8 protein-coding genes are annotated in these 19,774 nt (G+C 54.6%); 4 read left to right on the top strand and 4 right to left on the bottom strand.

Features of this window, described 5'->3' with window-relative positions; all coding sequences use genetic code 11:
• Positions 1 to 51: 51 nt before the first annotated feature.
• From HU175_RS09300 to HU175_RS09290, 3 genes are all read right to left on the bottom strand, one after another.
• Entirely contained in the window at positions 52 to 789 is a 738-nt protein-coding gene (locus HU175_RS09300; RefSeq protein WP_176566329.1) for a YqjF family protein, read from the bottom strand.
• A gap of 146 nt (positions 790 to 935) precedes the next feature.
• Positions 936 to 2,372 (bottom strand): SusD/RagB family nutrient-binding outer membrane lipoprotein, encoded by a 1,437-nt coding sequence (locus HU175_RS09295; protein WP_176566328.1) that lies wholly within the window; start codon positions 2,370 to 2,372, stop codon positions 936 to 938.
• Between the two features lie 23 nt (positions 2,373 to 2,395).
• Positions 2,396 to 5,641 (bottom strand): SusC/RagA family TonB-linked outer membrane protein, encoded by a 3,246-nt coding sequence (locus HU175_RS09290; RefSeq protein WP_176566327.1) that lies wholly within the window; start codon positions 5,639 to 5,641, stop codon positions 2,396 to 2,398.
• 457 nt (positions 5,642 to 6,098) lie between these two features.
• Between HU175_RS09290 and HU175_RS09285 the strand changes: the two genes are divergently transcribed.
• Entirely contained in the window at positions 6,099 to 9,077 is a 2,979-nt protein-coding gene (locus HU175_RS09285) for an amidohydrolase family protein (protein WP_176566326.1), read from the top strand.
• Positions 9,078 to 9,667: 590 nt separating this feature from the next.
• On the opposite strand, the gene HU175_RS09280 is transcribed toward HU175_RS09285, so the two are convergent.
• Positions 9,668 to 10,972 carry a M20/M25/M40 family metallo-hydrolase gene (locus tag HU175_RS09280; protein ID WP_176566325.1) on the bottom strand — a complete coding sequence of 435 codons (1,305 nt, stop codon included), beginning with the start codon at positions 10,970 to 10,972 and terminating at the stop codon, positions 9,668 to 9,670.
• 611 nt (positions 10,973 to 11,583) lie between these two features.
• On the opposite strand from HU175_RS09280, the gene HU175_RS09275 reads away from it, so the two are divergent.
• The 3 genes from HU175_RS09275 to HU175_RS09265 all read left to right on the top strand — a co-directional run bounded on the left by HU175_RS09275 (position 11,584) and on the right by HU175_RS09265 (position 19,762).
• Complete coding sequence (locus tag HU175_RS09275; protein ID WP_176566324.1) at positions 11,584 to 14,748, top strand: SusC/RagA family TonB-linked outer membrane protein; 3,165 nt, start codon at positions 11,584 to 11,586, stop codon at positions 14,746 to 14,748.
• A gap of 17 nt (positions 14,749 to 14,765) precedes the next feature.
• Entirely contained in the window at positions 14,766 to 16,304 is a 1,539-nt protein-coding gene (locus HU175_RS09270) for a RagB/SusD family nutrient uptake outer membrane protein (protein WP_176566323.1), read from the top strand.
• Between the two features lie 86 nt (positions 16,305 to 16,390).
• Positions 16,391 to 19,762, top strand: a complete 3,372-nt coding sequence (locus HU175_RS09265; RefSeq protein ID WP_176566322.1) for a VCBS repeat-containing protein — start codon at positions 16,391 to 16,393, stop codon at positions 19,760 to 19,762.
• Positions 19,763 to 19,774: the final 12 nt, after the last annotated feature.

The following is a 19,774-nucleotide window of genomic DNA, read 5'->3' as shown; positions in this document are numbered from 1 at the left end:
CTTTTGTTGTCCATGCGACAAGCGCGCTGCAGGAAATGACTGGGTTTCTTCTCACCCCTGCAACGTAGCGCCCGACCGAATCGCCACCGCCGACCCATCGGCCAGGAAGACGGAATGGGGAGGTCCCTCAAAAAAGGGCGCAAACTGTGGCCCGTAGAGCGTGGTGATATCGCAGCGTACAGAGTAGTCGTGAACGGGGTAAATGCGCCACTGCGGGTGTACAACTTCGTACTCCGACGTACGCGATCCGGCGCCGAACAGCGCCGATCGCTTCGTGTACCCCCAATAGTGCTCCGTGATGAACGCTTCCTCGCTATCAGGCGTGAGGGCCTGCCCCGCCTGGTCGGCCAACACCCGTATATGATTCCAGCCAGCGCCTACTTTCCATTCGTACTCAATTAACTGCCGATCACCATCAGGTTGCCAGCGATGTCGCATAGGATGGGTAGCGTAGGGCTCGCCGTAGAGTGTGTTTGCGACTAACGTAATGGCCAGCTTGGGTACAATCTCCTTCACAAAGACAACCCCGCGCTGCCAGCCATTGTCTGTTTTTCGCCTAACGTAGAAGCGTAGGTTAAACTCTTCAAACTGGGTGTGGAAGGGTACAGCTATCTTGCCGAGCATTTTGACCCGTTGGAAGTAAAAGCCAACCAGACTCCCATAGCAGACGCCTTCAAATTCGTCGAGTTCGGTGCCGTAGGGAACAAGCGGCTCCAGCACGCGCCGGTCGATGGCGTAATTGGCAAAAATCAGGTTGCGCCATTCGGCGGTTAAAAACGTAAAAGCCATGTGATGAAAACCAAATCAACGTTGGCATAACTCGTTCCCCGCTACAATGTTGAGCTTGGGTATTAATTGTAGTAACGTCAATGCCCATTCCCACAGTGATCAATCAAAACCACTGTGGGAATGGGCATTGGTATGAATCAGAAACGCTACTGATAAATTGACATCACATCGAACGTCGTCGGGAAAGCTTTTGGTGCGCTGGCGTTCGAGTTCAATTCGTTCTGCGAGTAGATAAACCGCGATGGTAGCCGCGTACCGCTGTTCGGTGTTAGCTTTATGCCGTACGGATCGTTGCGGTTCCGGCGCTCGTCGTTCCAGCCGATGTGCTGACCGTAAAACGATACGTAACGCTCCTGCAAAATCTCACGCAGCAAAGCATTGTCAGCGCTGATACCGTCGGCGTTTTCGATACCACCTACCGCAAAGTCGGCAGCTGTGTAGGCCTCGTATTTGTAGTTGCCAGTCGTCAGATAGGTGGTGTTAATATAGCCACCGCCGTTTAGGAAAGCCCGGTAGGCGTTCAGATGCCCCAGTGCCGTCGTAAAGCCTTTGCCGCTACGTAACGCCATTTCGGCCAGCGTCAGCATGTTCTCCTGATACGTAATGAGCGGGAAGCTGGCGTTCTGCGCGAAGAATCCACTGGTTCCCGACGTGTTGGGTTCAATCCGCCCCGCCGTATTCACGCCGTTTTCCAGGTAATAGAACCGGTAACGCGCTGTTTCGATTGTCTTGCTATTTCCCCGGTAGCGCGTACCGGCGGGGTTCAGCAGCCCTACATTATAGGCCCCTACTGCGAAAATATCACCCGTCCGCTGGATAGTCAGGAAGGTGTAGAACTGGTTCTGATTGACGTTGGCGATGGAGCCGTGGGGTGCGTAGAGAGAGTTAGCGTAGGCACTAATCCCGCTCTGGGCCGCTGTATAAGCCGCATCGTATTGTTTCATATCGGTCAGCAGTCGGGCTTTCAGCGTATAGGCCGTCTGTTTCCATTTCGTAGCATCGCCCCCAAAGTGAATATCCTCCGTCGAGACAGTACCGATTCCGTTATTCAGATCGGCGATGGCGTCGTCTACCAGCGCAATCAGTTTGGTGTATACGGTTGCCTGCGGTTCAAAGGCCGGATTGGGATATAAGGCGCTGTTACCCGCCTGGTCGAACGGAATGTCTCCCCAGAGTTCGGTCGCGGTTGCCAGCGCGTTAGCCCGCAAGATCTTGGCAATAGCTGCCATTTTCCGATTGCCCAATGCCGTTGCCTGCTCAATGGTTAGCAGGGCATTAGCATTCACTCCCTGAAAGACCAGGTTCCAGTCTGTGTCGTAAATTCCGGCCGATACATTGTAGTTGTAATAGTCAAGCCACTGGCGGTCGGCTCCGCTCAGATACCCGTCCCAGATGGTGGTCAGGCGACTAGCCATGCCTTCCTGCGTCGCCATGTTGGCAATTTCGGTACCGGTCAGCAGTAGGCTGGCGGTAGCACTGGTAGGATTGTTCGGGTCGACGTTCAACCCATCGACGATCGAGTTGCAGGCCATTGCCGTCAGACCAAGGAGCGCCACAACAAGGGGTTTATAGAATCGCTTCATTTGATTTAGCAGCTTGAAGGAGGTTAGTAATTGATTTTCACGCTGAACAGCAGCGATTTTGTGTTCGGGCTGTTGAAGTAATCCTGCCCCCGCGAGTTGCTGGCTCCGTTCAGGGATGTTTCCGGATCGATACCCGCAATCTTGGTCCACAGAATCGGGTTTCGTCCCGTTACGGTCAGATCGATGGATTGCAGCCGGGTTTTCTGCCGGAATTTGGGCGAGTTGAAGCTGTACCCCAGCGACACTTCCCGCAGCCGGGTCCAGCTACCGTCTTTGATAAACTGTTCAACCAGCGTACTAAACCCACCCCCAATCGAAGTATAATACGACTGGTCGAGTAGTACCGGCCCGGTCCCAAAATCTTTGATCGCCCCACGCACCGTCGTACCAGCGGCAATAGTCTGGCCCGCGTAGTTTTTCAGCGCCTGGGTCAGCGTTACTTCGTTCCCTACATCGGCGTGTGTGCCGAAGTAAGTCAAGACCCCCTGCGTACCCGTGTAAAAATCACCACCCTGGAAAGTTTCGAATAGCACATTCAGCGAAAACTTCCTGTACGACAGGCTGGTACCAAAGCCCCCCCGATAATCCGGGTTTGGATCGCCGATCACACCGAATGAGGAGGCTACCTGCGGAAACCCGTTGGCGTTGAGCGCCAGTGACCCATCATCATTCCGGGCATATGTACCGCCGTAGAGCGACGACATGGCGTACCCTACCCGCGCTACCGTACTGGCTGTACTGCTGAACCCGCCCAGCGTAATGATATCCGTACCGGCCAGATTCGTTACCCGGTTGATGTTCCGGCTCAGGTTGCCCGATAGTGTCCAGCTGAAATCTTTGGTCTGGAGCAGATTGTAGCTCAGATCAAGTTCCCAGCCTTTGTTGCTCATGGAACCGGCGTTGGTGTATTTTGAGGTATATCCCGTTGAGCCCGCCGTGGCTACATCCAGCAGTAGGTCGTTGATCTTGTTCTGGTAGTACGTAAAGCCTGCCGTCAGCTTGTTATTGAAGAACCGCAGATCGGTCCCCAGCTCCCACTCCGTTTTACGCTCGGGCCGCAGGAACGGATCCCCCTGGCGACCACTGCGGACGTAGGCCCCATTGCCGTAGCCCGAACCGCTCAGCGCACTGGCCCAACTGCTGAACGAGGCCGTTACGTAGGTCGTGGTGTTCCGGTAAGCATCGGGCTGGACCCCTACAATCCCGTAGGAAGCCCGCAGTTTACCGAACGATAGCAGAGTATTGTCGCGCAGGGCAGGCAGTTGCGTAAACTGCCACGCTACGTCGGCCGATGGATAATAAAAGGTTGACTGTGTCTGACTGCCAAAAGTCGACCCCGACTCTGCCGCTACCGATGCGTTCAGGAATACCTGGTTGAAGAAACCTAGGTTCAGGGTCGAGTACAGGCGCGCCATCCGGCGGTGGGTCGTGGTGCGGTACGGCGCATCATTCGCCGTCAGCGAATTACCAAAGTTTGGTGGCGCATCGGCAATGATAAAGGTGTTCATCGTACCGCCCAAGTTCAGGTATTGCCGGTCGTTGATGTTGAAGCCGACGATCAGCGTACTCGTGATGTCCTTTCCGAAATCCTTAAACGCCCGGCCAATCACGTCGAGGTTCATCTCGTTTTCTTTCAGGATTCCTTCCTCAAACGAACCCAGCCCGCTATTGATGGCCGAGTTGACGGGATAGTTCGTAATCCGGTGATCAGTGTAGCTGTCGATACCGCCCCGCGCCGTGATGTCGAACCACTTCGAGGGAGTGATCAGGATTTCGGAGTTGACGATAAATCGGTCCACTTCCGAGAAGTTCGTTAGCTCGTGGATGGCCCAGAGCGGATCGTTATAGATCGGGTTGGCCGACGCGCCCAGGTAGTTCCGGTAAGAGCGCTGGCGATTGGGAATGGCGCTGGCCGTTGGCGATGCGAAGTAGTTGCCCTTGTAAGGACGACTGTCGAAATCGGGCGGGGTACGCAGCATCCCAATGTAGAGACCGTTCACGCTGTTACTCCGCTGAATCCGGTTCGAAGTAGTCCGGACATAAGCCGCGTTGGTCGTCGCCTTGATGATATCGTTGAAGCGCCGTTCCGTGTTGAAGCGCACCGATGTTCGGTAGTAATCGCTCTGCCCGTTGATGATTCCTTTCTGACGCAGATCACCTATGCTCAGGTAGAAATTCCCCTTGTCGTTACCGCCACTGATGGCCAGGTTATTGTCGATATACGTACCCGTCCGGAATACCTCCGCCAATCGGGCATCGTTATAGGTCTCCCGCGAGTTTTTCGTTATAATCGGGTAAAATGTCTGGCCGTTGTAGGCTTCGAAGCGCGAACCGGTCGTGTTCACTACGTCTTCCCCGCCCGCCCGGCTGGCAATTTTATCGCCCCAGGAGAACGCACTGGTGGGTTGATACACCCCGCCCGATCCCTGGCCGTAGCTAGTTTGCAGCGGGTGCAGCCGATTGGCCCGGTCGAACGAAACCGTCGAGCTGAACGAAATATTAATCTTGTCGGAATTAGCCCCTTTTTTGGTCGTGATTACGATTACACCATTAGCCGCCCGTGAGCCCCATAAGGCAGCCGCCGATGCCCCCTTCAGGATCTGCATAGACGCGATGTCGTCGGGGTTGATGTCGTTCAAACGCGACTGCTGCGTTACGCCAGCCGACTGATCGCCCAGGGTCGAGTTACTGATCGGAATACCGTCCACAATGACCAGCGGCTGGGTCGAGCCCGTAATGGTGTTCTGCCCCCGGATCTGGATGTATGACCCCGCGCCAGGATCACCGGCCGAGCGCGTAATGAGTACGCCAGCGGCTTTCCCGGCCATGCCGTTGATGACGCCCGTTTCGCCCGAGCGAACCAGATCTTTGGCGTCGATCTTGGCCGCCGTAGAGCCCAGTTTATCGGCATTTTCCTTGAAACCCAGGGCACTGACAATCACCTCATCGAGCGATGTTTCGTCCCGCTGTAGCTTAACCGAAATGGTGCTTTGCGACCCGATGGGAACCTCTATGCTTTTCATACCGATGAACGAATACACCAGTACGCCATTTTTGACCAGGTTGGTCGGAACCGTAATGGTATAGGCGCCTTCGGCATTGGTCGAAGCACCGGTCGACGTTCCCTTTATCACAACGTTCACACCCGGCAGCGGAGAATTGTCCTCGCCGGACGTAACAACGCCTTTAACAGTCCGGCCCTGTGCCCATATCTGCATTGGCAGATAAAGCGCAAAAAGTAGTAGAATAAGCGGTAATCGTTTACGCATAACAAAATTGGGTTAAGTACTGATGAAGACGCTATAAAAAAGAAGAAACTCGCCAAGCAGGGTACTCGTAGCGCTCAATCGATTGCCGCTAAAACGCAGACAGTCAATTGAAAAGCGGCTTACTCAATCAGCAAACCGATTGAGTAGAAATAGTCTCAACATAGACGTTATCCAAATATATCTTTCCAGACATAACTTCGCAACCCATTTCAATATATTATTTTAAATATCTATAAATATTAAGATTTAATACTATTTATATATATTTAAAAAGAATTATATTCTAAACAAATTAAATTTTATAAAATAAAATCTTATTCGTTATTCGAAATACAAATAGTGATTTTTACCTTTGGTCAATCCGCCTTCTGTCGAGCTTTTCAGGTTCATCAGTGCCTACCATACTCATATAGATTGTGTCCCTATGAATTCCCCAGCGTTCTACTCCCTCTCCTTCATGAATCGGCTCCTGATTTTCCTGTTGTTTTTAGGCACAGTCCAGACAAAAGCCAGTACCCTCGATTCACTGAAGGTTCCCGTAACCGAAGGCACTAATATGGCGGCAGCCCTGTCGCCGGATGGGCAAACGATTGCGATGGATCTTCAGGGAACGATCTGGCTGCTTTCTAGTAAGGGCGGCACTGCCATTCCGGTTACCGACGCGCTGGGCGACTGCCGGCAGCCCGCCTGGTCGCCGGATGGCAACTGGGTGGTTTTTCACGCGTTCTGGGATGGGACGTACCACCTCTGGATGGTGAATAAAATTGGAACGGAGCGCAAACAGCTAACCTTTGGCATTTACGACGACCGCGAACCCCACTGGTCGCCGGATGGCAAAACGCTGGTTTTCTCCTCCGACCGGGGTGGTAATTACGACATCTGGCAACTGACCGTAGCCGACGGCAAGCTGACGCAACTCACAAAGAATGCCGCCAATGAATACAACCCAGCCTACTCACCCGACGGGCAGCAAATCGCGTTCATTTCGGAACGACCCGACGCGCCCGGTCTGTACCGGTTACCATTTGGCGGAACGGAGCAACTCGTCCTGGGTACGTCGGCGAAACTGGCGGCACCGACCTGGCAACCAAACGGAAGCCATATACTGTACAACGCCCTGACCAAAGACCAGAGCAACCTCTCCAGCGTCGGCCTGGATGACAAAAAGAGTCAACTGCTTTCTCAGGCCACGGAAGACGTATTTCCCTTCCGGGCGAGCTGGTTCTCGCCCACCGAATACATCTACACGGCCGACGGTCAACTGAAGCGTGGAAAACTGGGGCAGAAAACAACGGTAATTCCTTTTACGGCGACGGTTACCATATCGCGCCGGAACTACCAGCGGAAACGGTATGATTTTGATACGGCAACGCCCCGTCCCGTCAAAGGCATCAAGGGCCCTACCCTCTCGCCGGATGGTAAACAGATTGTCTTTGCCGCCCTGGGCGATATCTGGCTACTGACTAAAGGCAACCCGCAGCCCAAAGCCCTGACCAACGATGCTTATATCGAAGCCGACCCGACCTGGTCGCCGGATGGCGCACAGCTGGCTTTTACGTCCGACCGGCAGGGCAACATGGACCTCTGGGTACGCGACCTGAAAACCGGCAAAGACCAGCGGCTGGTTGATCTGCCGGACGACATCAACTACCCCACCTGGTCACCGGATGGTAAGCGGATTGCGTTTTATCAGGGTGATCCCCGTAACGTCTGGGGGCGCGGTACGCTCAGTTCCGTCGACGTAGCGACGGGTAAGATCGACAAACACCACGAATCGGTATTTGTGCCGAGCCAGCCCAGCTGGTCACCCGACGGACGAACCATTGCCCTGTCGGCGCTGGACGTGTACTCGTCGCGCTACCGCGAAGGGAAAAGTGAGATTACGCTGGTCACCATCGACGGCGCGGCCGACGGCAGTGGCGACCGGCACGTATCGCCGGTGGAAGAACGGACGCTGGGAACCCGCGGCAAAAACGGCCCCGCCTGGTCGCCAAACGGCAACTGGATGGCGTACATCATGGACGGCTTGCTCTGGGTAAGTCCCGTCGACCGGCAGGGCAATCCGCTTGGGCCACCTAAACGCCTGACGAACGACCTGGCCGACGCGCCAACCTGGGCGGGCGATTCCCAGAGCCTGCTTTACATGGCAACCGATACGCTGAAACAGGTGTACCTGGCCGACGGCCACATCGAAAATATTCCGATGCAGTTCACCTGGCAACCGGCCAAACCCAGTGAGTCGCTGGTAATTCACGCCGGACGGGTGTTTGATGGCAAGTCAGCTACGTACCGCACGAACGTCGATATTCTGATTGAGGGCAACCGGATTCGCGACATCGTACCGCATCAGGCGCAACGTAGCGGTAAGGTAATCGATGCGTCCACCAAAACCATTATTCCCGGCCTGTTCGAGATGCACTCCCACCAGAACGCCATGTCGGGCGAGCAGCAGGGACGACTGTGGTTATCGTACGGCATTACGTCGGTGCGCGAGCCAGGCGCCGATCCGTACGATGCGCTGGAACGTAAAGAGTCCTGGGCAACCAACCGGCGCAAAGGACCCCGGCAGTTTTTCACGGGTGGCCTGACCGACGGCACCCGGATTTACTACGGCCTGGCGACCAGCATTTCGTCGCCTTCGCACCTGGAACTGGAACTGAACCGCTCGGTGGATCTGGGTTTCGACCTAATCAAGACCTACGTTCGCATGCCCGATCCCATGCAACAGCGTATCACGAACTTTGCCCACGCCCACGGCATGCCCATATCATCGCACGAGATTTACCCAGCCATGCGCTACGAAGTGGATGCCGTGGAACATATTGGCGGCACGAGTCGCCGGGGGTACTCACCCAAGATTTCGGCCATGAACCGGAGCTATCAGGATGTGATTCAACTGCTGGCAAAATCGGGTATGAACATTACGCCAACGGCAACGCTTCAGGGTGGTTTCTACGTCTTAGCCGGACGCGACCCAAATTTCTTCGAGAACAAACAGTACAAGGCATTTTTTTCGGAGAGCTTCACCAACTCGTTGCAGGCAGGCGTCGCGCAGATCAGCAAAATCAACCCTGGCTACCTAACCAACTTCGCCAACATCCAGAAGAGCGTGAAAGCGCTAATTGATGCGGGGGCTCATGTAACAGCGGGTACCGACAGCCCCTTCGTGCCCTACGGCATGAGCCTGCACACCGAACTACAAGTATTTGTGGACAGTGGCCTGACACCGTTTGAAGCACTACGATCGGCGACGCTCTGGGCAGCCGAAGCCGTGGGTGTGAGTCAGGACCTGGGTTCGCTGGAAGCGGGCAAACTGGCCGATCTGGTTATTGTCGACGGCGACCCACTAACACACGTAAAGGATGCCTGGAACGTCGTCACCGTCGTCAAAAATGGCGATGTGTATTCGCTGGATGAACTACTAAAAAAGCCCTGAGGCTACCCTTCGAAAATCTCACTTAGATTAAGTTAAATTCCTGTCTCCAGATCAGTATACCTTCCGAAACGTTGAACTGACGGCGGCCTGGAAACAGTATTGAAACCGTTTGCACGATAGAGACAACTGACCACACTGTTTTGACACCGGCCGGAAAATGTTTTTATAAATGCGGTCGGTCAGGCTGTTCAGGCTCTGCTCTGGGCGGTCCGTCGCACCGGATAAGATTTCAATAGTCGTTACCGGGATATCCTGAACGACGATTTCGTCAGCCAATCAGCCTTTTGCTTGGGCATGATACAAAGACCAGGGCGGGCTTTACCTGACGCAAAATCCAAATCCAGTTCAGTTAAAATGCTACACTGGTGACGATAAGCAAGGCGTAACAGAAAAGATAAGTGACTTTGCCATTCAGCGTGATTGTAACTTGACTTTTTTCGTCGTCGTAGGCGGTGAGTCGTCTACTAGTCATTTTCATAACTGCGGACACACTGGAGGGGCGGATGTGGGGTTCGTTGAAGATCAGCAACAAGCGGGCAGTAATGGGTAACGATCCTCCCTTTACTGCCCGCTTATCAGCAATTGCGGTCCTATTTCACCCCAGCTTCGGCCAGCAGCACGAGCAGGATGCGCTGCATACCCAGGTACCCTTTGTCGTTCAGCCACCACTCGCCCAGCGAGTGCGCACCGCCCCCCGTACCACCACTGCCAATCGTAATGGCAGGCACGCCTTCGGCAATAGGCGTGTTGGCGTTGGTCGAGCTGACGCTCAGGACAGGCTCAACATTCATGTATTTTGCCACAGCAACAGCCCGCTGTACCAGTGGATTGGTTGCCTCCGTACGACCCGAGGGCCGATCGCCCACCTGTTTTACGTCGACCGTCAGATCCGGGCCGGAGCGTTTCATCGCGTTCTCTTCGTCCAGCGCCTTCTGCACGGCAGCTTGGAGCAACTTATCGATGCCGTTCAGTTTTTCCGGGCTTTCCGACCGCATATCCACTTCCATCCAGGATTCGTAGGGAATGGCGTTCACCGACGTACCACCGCCGATCACGCTGACACTATACGTCGTTTTGATACCCTCGCGGGTGAACTTGTCGGCTTCCTGCGTAAAATAGTAAATAGCTTTGCCCAGTGCCCCGTGCGGATTCACAATGCCAAACGCGCCATACGAGTGACCACCCGGCCCTTTGAACGTAATCCGATACCGGTGCGAACCCAGCCCGCGGTGGGTAATCTCGTTGATGCCATCGCCGTCGACAGCGATGTATGAATCGATACGCGGACCGCCTTTTTTGAACAGGTTCTTAACCCCCCGCAGATCGCCCAGCCCCTCTTCGCCCACGGCCCCAATAAACAAGACATTTGCGTCGGTCTCGATTTTGGCCTTTTCCATGCCTTTCAACACAGTCAGTACAGCCGCCAGCCCCCGGGTATCATCACCGATACCCGGCGCGTACAACGTATCACCTTTCTGCTTCACCTTCACGTCGGTTCCTTCGGGGAATACCGTATCCAGGTGCGCTTCGACCACAACCGTTTTCTGACCGCCTTTGCCTTTGCGCAGGGCCAGTACGTTACTAACGTTATCGATCCAGACGGAATCGGCACCGGCGGCTCTCATCAAGTCGGCGTATTTCGTCGCGCGTACCTGCTCCTTGAACGGGGGCGACGCCGTTTCGGTCAGCATAATGTGCGTCTGCCGTGTCTCCGGTTCCAGGTCCATAAACACCTTAAACGCAGCCTGCACCGCCGGGCGCTTGGCCAGGTTTTTGATTTCAGTTTCGTAGCGTTTGTCCAGTGCTACAGGTTTTTCGTCCTGCGCCCAGAGCTGAAACGCCGGGCTAATTGTTAAACAAGTGATAAGATAAGCTACCGTAATTTTCCGGTTCATAATTTGGCTGTATTACAGAATAATAAACGGACAAATCTACGCCGAACCAATTTATTAATTGTATAGCCGACCATTAATAGCCCACCTGTACTGCTACCCAAAAATCATCTGATCTACTTCTGGCAGCATGCTTAGTCAGATTCCAGGAGAGATTCATACGACCTTATCTATCTCCGAGCCTGATTCCATGGCAGCGGTATCTTCATTCGTTATTGCCGAATCAAATTCTGTTGAATCGAAGGCGGTTTGATCGCAGGGCATTTCTCGAGGGTCCTGGTTCTCCGTAGTTTTCCAGCATTTTAGTCCTGTTCTACCTCCAATTTGGCTCTGGCATTACGCTGTCGTCGGCTGGCGAATGAACCATGCTGATGAGCCGGAGGACCACTAATCCGATAACATACTTTTACCTGAGGCCTTGCTGTAAGGATCTTGTTGGTACTACCAGATCACATACCGGAAAAACCGTTGAGTCTGGTATACGTAAGATCGAACAGACCAACTGAAACCGTTACCTAACAAAAAGGACATTTGTGCCATTGAATCTTGATTTAATTTGTGCTTTTCGTGGAAAAAAAATTACTTTTCCCGGCACATTAAATTTATGTTAACGTATGAGCAAACGTTTAGCTGAATCAAGACGGTGGCTTGTCTACGTCGGTTGCTCACAGCTGCTTACCCTGCCGCTGTGTTCAGTTGCCGCACCGACGTTGGGCAATGACCCTGATGTTAGCCGGTTAAGAACCGCCCATAGCCGACTAATGCCCGTAACCGAGAGCAGGCCCAGCCAATTGGCCCGGATGGCGTTACGACCGACGGCAGATAAGCCAGTCAAACCGGTAGATCGGACTATTACGGGGCGAGTGATTGACGAACAGGGATCAGGCCTACCTGGCGTCTCGATCGTAGTAAAAGGCAGTCAGCGCGGTTCAACGACTGACGCGGAAGGAAACTATAAACTAGTTATCCCCGACGGCGCGACGACCCTGACTTTCAGCTTCGTTGGTTACCTGGCGCAGGATGTGGCCATTGGCAGCCAGAGTGTTCTCAACGTAACGCTCAAGCAGGACACCAAATCGCTGGAGGAAGTAGTGGTAGTCGGCTACGGTACGCAGAAAAAAGCTGACGTCACCGGCGCCACGGCCACTGTCACCCAAAAAGAATTTAACGCCGGGGTCATCAACAACCCGCTTCAATCGGTGCAGGGTAAGGTAGCGGGTCTGGTTATCCAGGCCCCCAACAGCGACCCGACCAACAACCGACCCGCCATCCGGCTACGGGGTACGTCGTCGTTGAGCGCCAACAGCGAACCCCTGATCGTTATTGACGGGGTAGCTGGCGCAAACCTAACCAGCGTTGCCCCCGAAGACATTGAACGGGTCGACGTACTCAAGGACGCGTCTGCCGCAGCGATTTATGGGTCGCGTGGTGCCAACGGGGTTATCGTTGTCACAACCAAACGGGGCAAAAGCGGCCAAACCCAGATCGAGTACAATGGCTACGTGGGGGTGCAGAACGTAACGAAGAATCCAGACGTATTGACGGCCGATGAATTTCGCCAGAAAGCGCAGGAATTAGGCGTAAAAGCCATCGACGGCGGAGCCAGCACCGACTGGTTTAAAGCGATGGAGCAGACGGCCATAAGCCACAACCACTCGATTGGTATTTCGGGCGGATCGAACAAGTTCACGTATCGCGGCTCGCTGGTTTATCTGAATCAGCCGGGGGTTGTCAAGAACTCGGGCTACGACCGGTTGAATGCGCGGCTGAATCTGGTCCAGAAAGCATTCAATGACCGGATGGAGATTCAGTTGCTGGTATCGCAGCAGTTCTCCAACAAAAAGTTCATTGACTACAATGCGTTCCGGGCGGCCACGAAAATGAACCCGACCTATCCGGTCTATAATGCCGATGGTTCATTCTTCCAGTTGGCCAGCCCACAGATCGAGGAAGAGAACCCGGTAGCGCGGATCTCGCAGATCACCAACGACGCCAAAGAGAAGCAAACGCTGGTCAACGGCAAGGTGTCACTGGAGGTGCTCAAAGGGCTGAAAGTAGGCGTCAACGCATCGCTGAGCGATTTCAACTACTTCTCGGGGTATTTCGTTCCCAGCACGTTCCGCGGCTACGCGAACACGGGTAAATCGCTGGCCAACCGGTTCCAGCGCGAAGTAATCGACAAACTCATTGAGTCGACAATCAGCTATAACGCGACGTTCGGCAAAAGCAGCCTGAACGTACTGGCCGGGCATACCTACCAGAAATTGGGCAGCGAGGAGATGTTTGCCGAAAACCGCGACTTCCCCGACATCTTCGGCTATAACAACCTGGAAGCGGGGAATCCCCTGCCTGATGGCGGTAACACGCGGGTCGTTCGGTCGAACAAGTACGAGGCTATCCTGGTGGGTTTACTGGGTCGACTCAACTATTCCTACGACGAAAAATACCTGCTGACGGCCAACATTCGCCGGGATGGTTCGTCACGGTTCGGGGCCAACAACCGGTGGGGCGTGTTTCCTTCGCTCTCTGTAGGCTGGCGGATCAGTCAGGAGCCCTTCCTGAAAAACAGCAGCGTGGTCAACGACCTGAAAATTCGACTGGGTTACGGCGTTACGGGTAACCAGGACGGTATCGGCGATTATGCCTCCCGGCTGATTTTTTCGCAGAGCGGTTTCTATCCAACCAACGGCGGCTTCCGGTCGGCCTACGCCTTTACGCAGAACGCCAACCCCGATCTGAAGTGGGAAACCTCGGCCATGACCAACCTGGGCTTCGACTTTGCGCTGTTCAACAATCGGGTGCAGGGCTCGCTGGAATTTTATAACAAAGACACGCGGGATCTGCTGTTCAACTACCCGCTGTCGATTGGTCAGAAGTACGGCTCCGAAAACCTGACAGCGGTGGTGGGCAGTGTACTGGCCAACGTCGGGCGGGTCAACAACCGGGGCGTCGAGCTGAGCCTGACTTACCAGGTTATCGACAAAGGCAAGTTTAATTGGCAGACAACGCTCAACGTAGCGCACAATCGCAACCGGGTAGTGTCGCTAACCAATGACTTCTACAAGTACAATACGGCTAATCCAACCACGTACGGCGGCATTGGTAGCGGACAGGGTGGTTTTGCCAACACGTTCCCGATCGTACTTCAGGAGGGCTATCCGATTGGACAGTTTTATACCGCCCGTTTCCTGCGCTTTGATGAACGGGGTAACTACGTCTACGAAGACAACGGGGGTGGCGGTCGCGATCCGGGCGGTAAAGATCGGACGTACCTGGGCAGCTCGCAGCCGTACATGACGCTGGGCTGGAACAACAATTTCCAGTACGGCAACTTCGATCTGAATTTCTTCTTCCGGGGTTCGCTGGGCCAGAAAGCCCTGAACGGCCCGTACCTGCTATACGCCAATCCCGGCAACTTCCCCGGAAACAACGTACTGGCTTACGCTTTCCAGAGTGGTATCGGGCAGGGGGTAGCCTCGCAGCTGTCCAGCCTCTGGATCGAAGATGCATCGTTCATCCGGCTCGATAATTTCCGGCTGGGCTACCGGATTCCGGGTCTTGATCGGTACGTTCGAAACCCACAGGTGTACGTTTCCGGCCAGAACCTGTTCGTGATCACCAAGTACCGCGGCATTGATCCAGAGTTGCGGACGGGCTCATCGCGGGATGTGTACGGCGGGCCGGGCGACAATAGCGTCAACCTGTCGCCGGGTATCGATCCCGTAAGCTTCTATCCACGGACGAGGTCATTTGTGCTGGGTGTTTCTGTTGCCTTCTAAACCTGAACTTAATCTGTATGAAAAATTCCGTTGTTGCCAGTTTACTTGGCATTGCCCTTGTCGGCCAGGCCTGCACCGGGCTGGATTCGCAGGTCTTTAACCAGGCATCGGCCGACAAATTTCCGGCGTCGGCCGACGAACTGAACTCGATCGTTGGCTCCGCATACGGTCAGCTTCGATATGCCATCAACTCCGTACGGACCTGCAACGAAGCGGCTTCCGACGAAATGGTCGTGCCGACGCGCGGACCCGACTGGTTCGACGATGGCCGGTGGCAAAAGTTTGCGCGGCATGATTTCTCGTCGGTAACGCCCCCGCAGATCAATGATGCCTGGAACTATGCCTACACGGGTATTGCTCAGACAAACCTGTACCTCTCCTACCTGAACGCCAGTACGCTGACCATTCCTGGTAAAACGACGACCGTGGCCGAACTGCGTACGCTGCGGGCCTGGTATTATTACGTCCTCTGCGATTTCTTCGGCCGGGTCCCCATCATTACCGAATCCAGCCCGGCGGGCAGCGTGGCGCAAAGTGAGCGAAAGGATGTGTTTACGTTCATTGAAAGCGAACTGAAAGCCGCCCTGCCCGACCTGAGAGCCGACATCAGTACCGAAACGTACGGCCGGATGACCCAGGGAGCGGCTCAGGCGCTGCTGGCTAAACTGTACATCAACGCTGAAGTGTATACCGGAACGGCCCGCTGGCAGGATTGCATAACGGCCTGCGACGCGGTTACCAAGCTCGGGTACAAGCTGAACAGCGACTTTTTTGCCCTGTTCGCGACGAACAACCAGAGCAATGGTGCCAACGTGGAGAATATCATCGTCGGCGTTTTCGATAAAAACTACGCCACCGGTAATAACCTGACGATGGAGACGCTGCACCCCACGTTCAAGGCGAAGTACAGCCTGGGGGCCGACAGCCCCTGGAATGGCTACGCGACCTACGCTGATTTCTACGGTACGTTCGCCAGCAACGACGTACGGAAGAACCAGTGGCTTCAGGGTGTTCAGACGGATAAAAATGGTAGTCCGATCATTTACAACGATGCGGTAACGGGCGAAACCAACAAGACGCTGAACTTTACGCCCAAGATCAACTCCATTGAAAAAGCAGCCCAGAACGAAGGTGTCCGGCTGATCAAGTACCAGGTTCAGTCAAACCTTCCTGGTAATAATGCGGATAACGACTGGGCAATTCTGCGTTATGCCGACGTACTGCTTTTGAAGGCCGAGGCTTCGCTACGGTTGGGCAACACGGCTACGGCGCTGACGTCGCTGAATCCGGTACGGCTACGGGCGGGGCTGGCGGCAGCGACAGCGTTGACACTGGACGATGTACTGGCTGAGCGGGGTCGGGAGCTGACCTGGGAAGGCTGGCGTCGGAGCGACCTGATCCGGTTTGGGAAATGGGAAGGCAACTGGACAACCAAGTCCGAAAACTTCAATACGCCCTTCGAACTGGTCAGCCGTGACCCCAGCCGCCGGGTATTCCCCATTCCGGCCACGCAGTTGTCAAGTAATCCCCTGCTGAAACAGAATCCGGGGTACTAACGCTATCTTCGCTTACGTTTTATCAGACAGACTTGATGGGTATTTCTGCCTATCAAGTCTGTTTTATTACCAGGAAACAGATTTCCATGCGTGTCCGCTTATTAATCCTGCTGCTTTACAGTCTCATCGGTTGCCAGACCGATCCGAATACGGAAGGCAGGCTCTTCGAAAAATTATCAGCCGACGTAACAAACATTTCGTTTACCAACACCGTAACCGACGATAAAGAATTCAACATTTTCAATTACCGCAACTTCTACAACGGGGGCGGGGTCGCCATCGGCGACGTTAACAACGATGGCTACGCCGATGTCTTTCTGATCGCCAATATGGGCGACAACAAACTGTACCTCAACAAAGGCAAGCAGGGAACGGCACCCATGCAGTTTGACGACATTACCGCAAAGGCCAGCGTTGGCGGCAAACGGGCCTGGAGCACGGGCGCTACCTTCGCCGACGTTAACGGCGACGGCTTGCTTGATCTGTACGTCTGTAATGCCGGTATCCGTCCCGGCGACGACCGAGCTAACGAACTGTACATCAACAACGGAGACCTTACGTTTACGGAGAAAGCCCGCGAGTACGGCCTGGACGACCGGGGCTATTCCACGCACGCGGCTTTCTTCGACTACGACCGGGATGGCGACCTGGATATGTACCTGCTCAACAACAGTTTCATTCCCGTCTCGCGCCTGCAATACGCCAATATCCGGAACGAACGCGATTCGCTGGGTGGACACAAACTGTTTCGCAACGACGGCAATCGCTTCACCGATGTCAGTGAGCAGGCCGGTATTTACGGTAGTCTGATTGGCTTTGGGCTGGGTATAACGATCGGCGACGTTAACGACGATAACTGGCCGGACGTTTATATCTCCAACGACTTTTACGAGCGCGATTACCTATACCTCAACAACCACGACGGTACGTTCCAGGAAGCCGTTAAGGAGTCGATGCCGCACATCAGCCTGTCGTCGATGGGCGCCGATATTGCCGACGTCAACAACGATGGGCAACTCGATATTTTCGTAACGGACATGCTGCCCGGTAACGACCGGCGGTTGAAACTAACGTCGACTTTTGAAAGCTATGACCTGTTTCAGCTCAAGCTCGGGCGCGACTTTCATTATCAGTACATGCAGAATATGCTGCACCTGAACCGGGGCAGCTCGGCGCGAGCGGGTGGCAAATCAGCTATGCCAATGTTCAGTGATGTAGCCCGTTTTGCCGGCGTACATGCCACCGACTGGAGCTGGGGTGCGCTGATTTTCGACATGGACAATGATGGGCAGAAAGACATTTTCGTGGCCAACGGCATCGCCAAAGACCTGACCAATCAGGATTTCGTTAGCTTCCTGGCCGACCGCGAAAACATGATTCAGATTGCCAGGCAGGGAACCCTAGACCCGAAAAAGTTTCTGGATCAGGCCCCATCCGAACCCGTCCCCAACTACGCGTTTCGCAATACCGGTAATCTGCAGTTTGTCAACAAAGCAGTAGATTGGGGACTTGGCGAACCTGACTTTTCCAACGGGGCGGCCTACGGCGATCTGGATAACGACGGGGATCTGGACCTGATCGTCAACAATGTCAACGGCCCGGTGGCTGTTTACAAAAACCTGTCGCGGGAGAAAACAGACGTAAATTACTTGAAAGTGAACCTGATCGGAACGCAGAAGAATCGTAACGCCATCGGGGCCAGCGTCTACGTCTACGGACCGGATTCGAGCGGTAATCCGCGCCAGCAGCGTCTCCAGCAAATGCCGAACCGGGGCTTTCAATCGTCGGTGGATCTGTCGCTTCTGTTTGGTTTGGGTAAACAGTCCCGTATTGATTCGGTGGTGGTTGTCTGGCCCGACGATCGTACGCAGACGATTCGACAACCAAAGGCCAACCAGCTGTTGACGCTCCGCCAGCAGGACGCCACCGCAACCTGGACGGCCGCTCAATACCAGGCCTCACCGCTGCTTACCGACGTAACGACGCGCAGTGGACTAATCTATACACATCAGGAAAGTGCGTTCATCGATTATAACCGTGATCCATTGCTAAAGCAGATGCTGTCGACGCAAGGGCCCGCGCTGGCCGTTGGCGACGTCAACGGCGACGGACTGGACGACGTATTTTTCGGTAGTGCGGCCGGGAAGCCGCATAAACTGATGATTCAGCAGGCTGACGGTCGGTTTGTCGACAAAACGCCACTCGCGATGCAACAGGACCGGCAGTACGAAGCGGTCGATGCGCTGTTCTTCGACGCGGACAAGGACGGCGACCAGGATCTGTACGTTGTGTCGGGTAGCAACGAATTTGCCCCCGAAGCCGACGAATTGCAGGATCGACTTTATGTCAACGATGGACGTGGCACCTTCAGCCGGGACACGCGGCTCCCCAGTCTGGCGGCCAGTGGCTCCTGCGTAACAGCCGCCGACTTTGACCACGACGGCGACCTTGACCTGTTTGTCGGCTCCCGGATGATTCCGGGTCAGTACGGCTATGCCCCGTCCAGTTACCTGCTGGTCAACGATGGGACGGGCGTTTTCAAAAACTACACCAAACGATACCTGCCCCAGGCGACTCAGCTGGGCATGGTAACCAGTGCCGTCTGGGCCGATCTGAACGCCGATACGTTCCCCGAACTGATCGTTGTCGGCGACTGGATGCCCATTATGGTTTTCGATAATCAGCGGGGCAAACTTGTGTTACGTCACGAACAGGCAATCACAAGCCAGACCAATACCCCACTGAAAACGAGCGGCTGGTGGAACTGCATCAAGGCAGGCGACGTCGATAACGACGGTGATGTGGACCTGATCCTGGGTAACCTGGGCACCAACAGCCGTATCAAAGCCACGCAAACAACTCCGGCAGAACTGTATACGGCCGACTTCGACCAGAACGGTACTATTGAACAGATCATCAACTGCGCCGACGAAACCGGAAAATTATACCCGATGCTACTGAAGCAGGAGTTTCAGAAGCAGATGCCGGGTATCAAGAAAAAGTACGTCAAATACACGGACTACGCCGGGAAACCACTCGACCAACTGCTCGACGAGACCCAGTTACGTAGCGCCGTAATACGACAGGCAAATCTGGCTGAATCCGTCGTTCTACTTAACACCGGCAAGGGTAGCCTGACTGTCAGACCGTTACCATTGGAAGCACAGTTGTCGCCGGTTTGTGGCATCGAGCTAAGCGACGTCAACAGCGACGGCAAGCCTGATTTGTTGCTGGCGGGCAATTTTTATGACGTCTTGCCAGAGCTAGGCCGGTACGACGCCAGCTATGGCCTCGTGTTGCAAGGCCTGGGTAACGGACAGTTTACCACCATGCCCGCAAAAACGTCCGGGTTCGTATCCAGCGGGCAGGTTCGTCGGTTGAAACGGCTGGCCCAGGGCCAGTTTGTACTGGCAAAAAATAATGCACCGGCTCAGATTTTCGCCCCCCGAAAGCCCTGACCGATTCCCATC

The organism is Spirosoma sp. KUDC1026 (assembly GCF_013375035.1).
Lineage (GTDB): Bacteria > Bacteroidota > Bacteroidia > Cytophagales > Spirosomataceae > Spirosoma.
The sequence above is the reverse complement of the archived record's forward strand: the minus strand, read 5'-3'. Positions and strand labels throughout refer to the sequence as shown.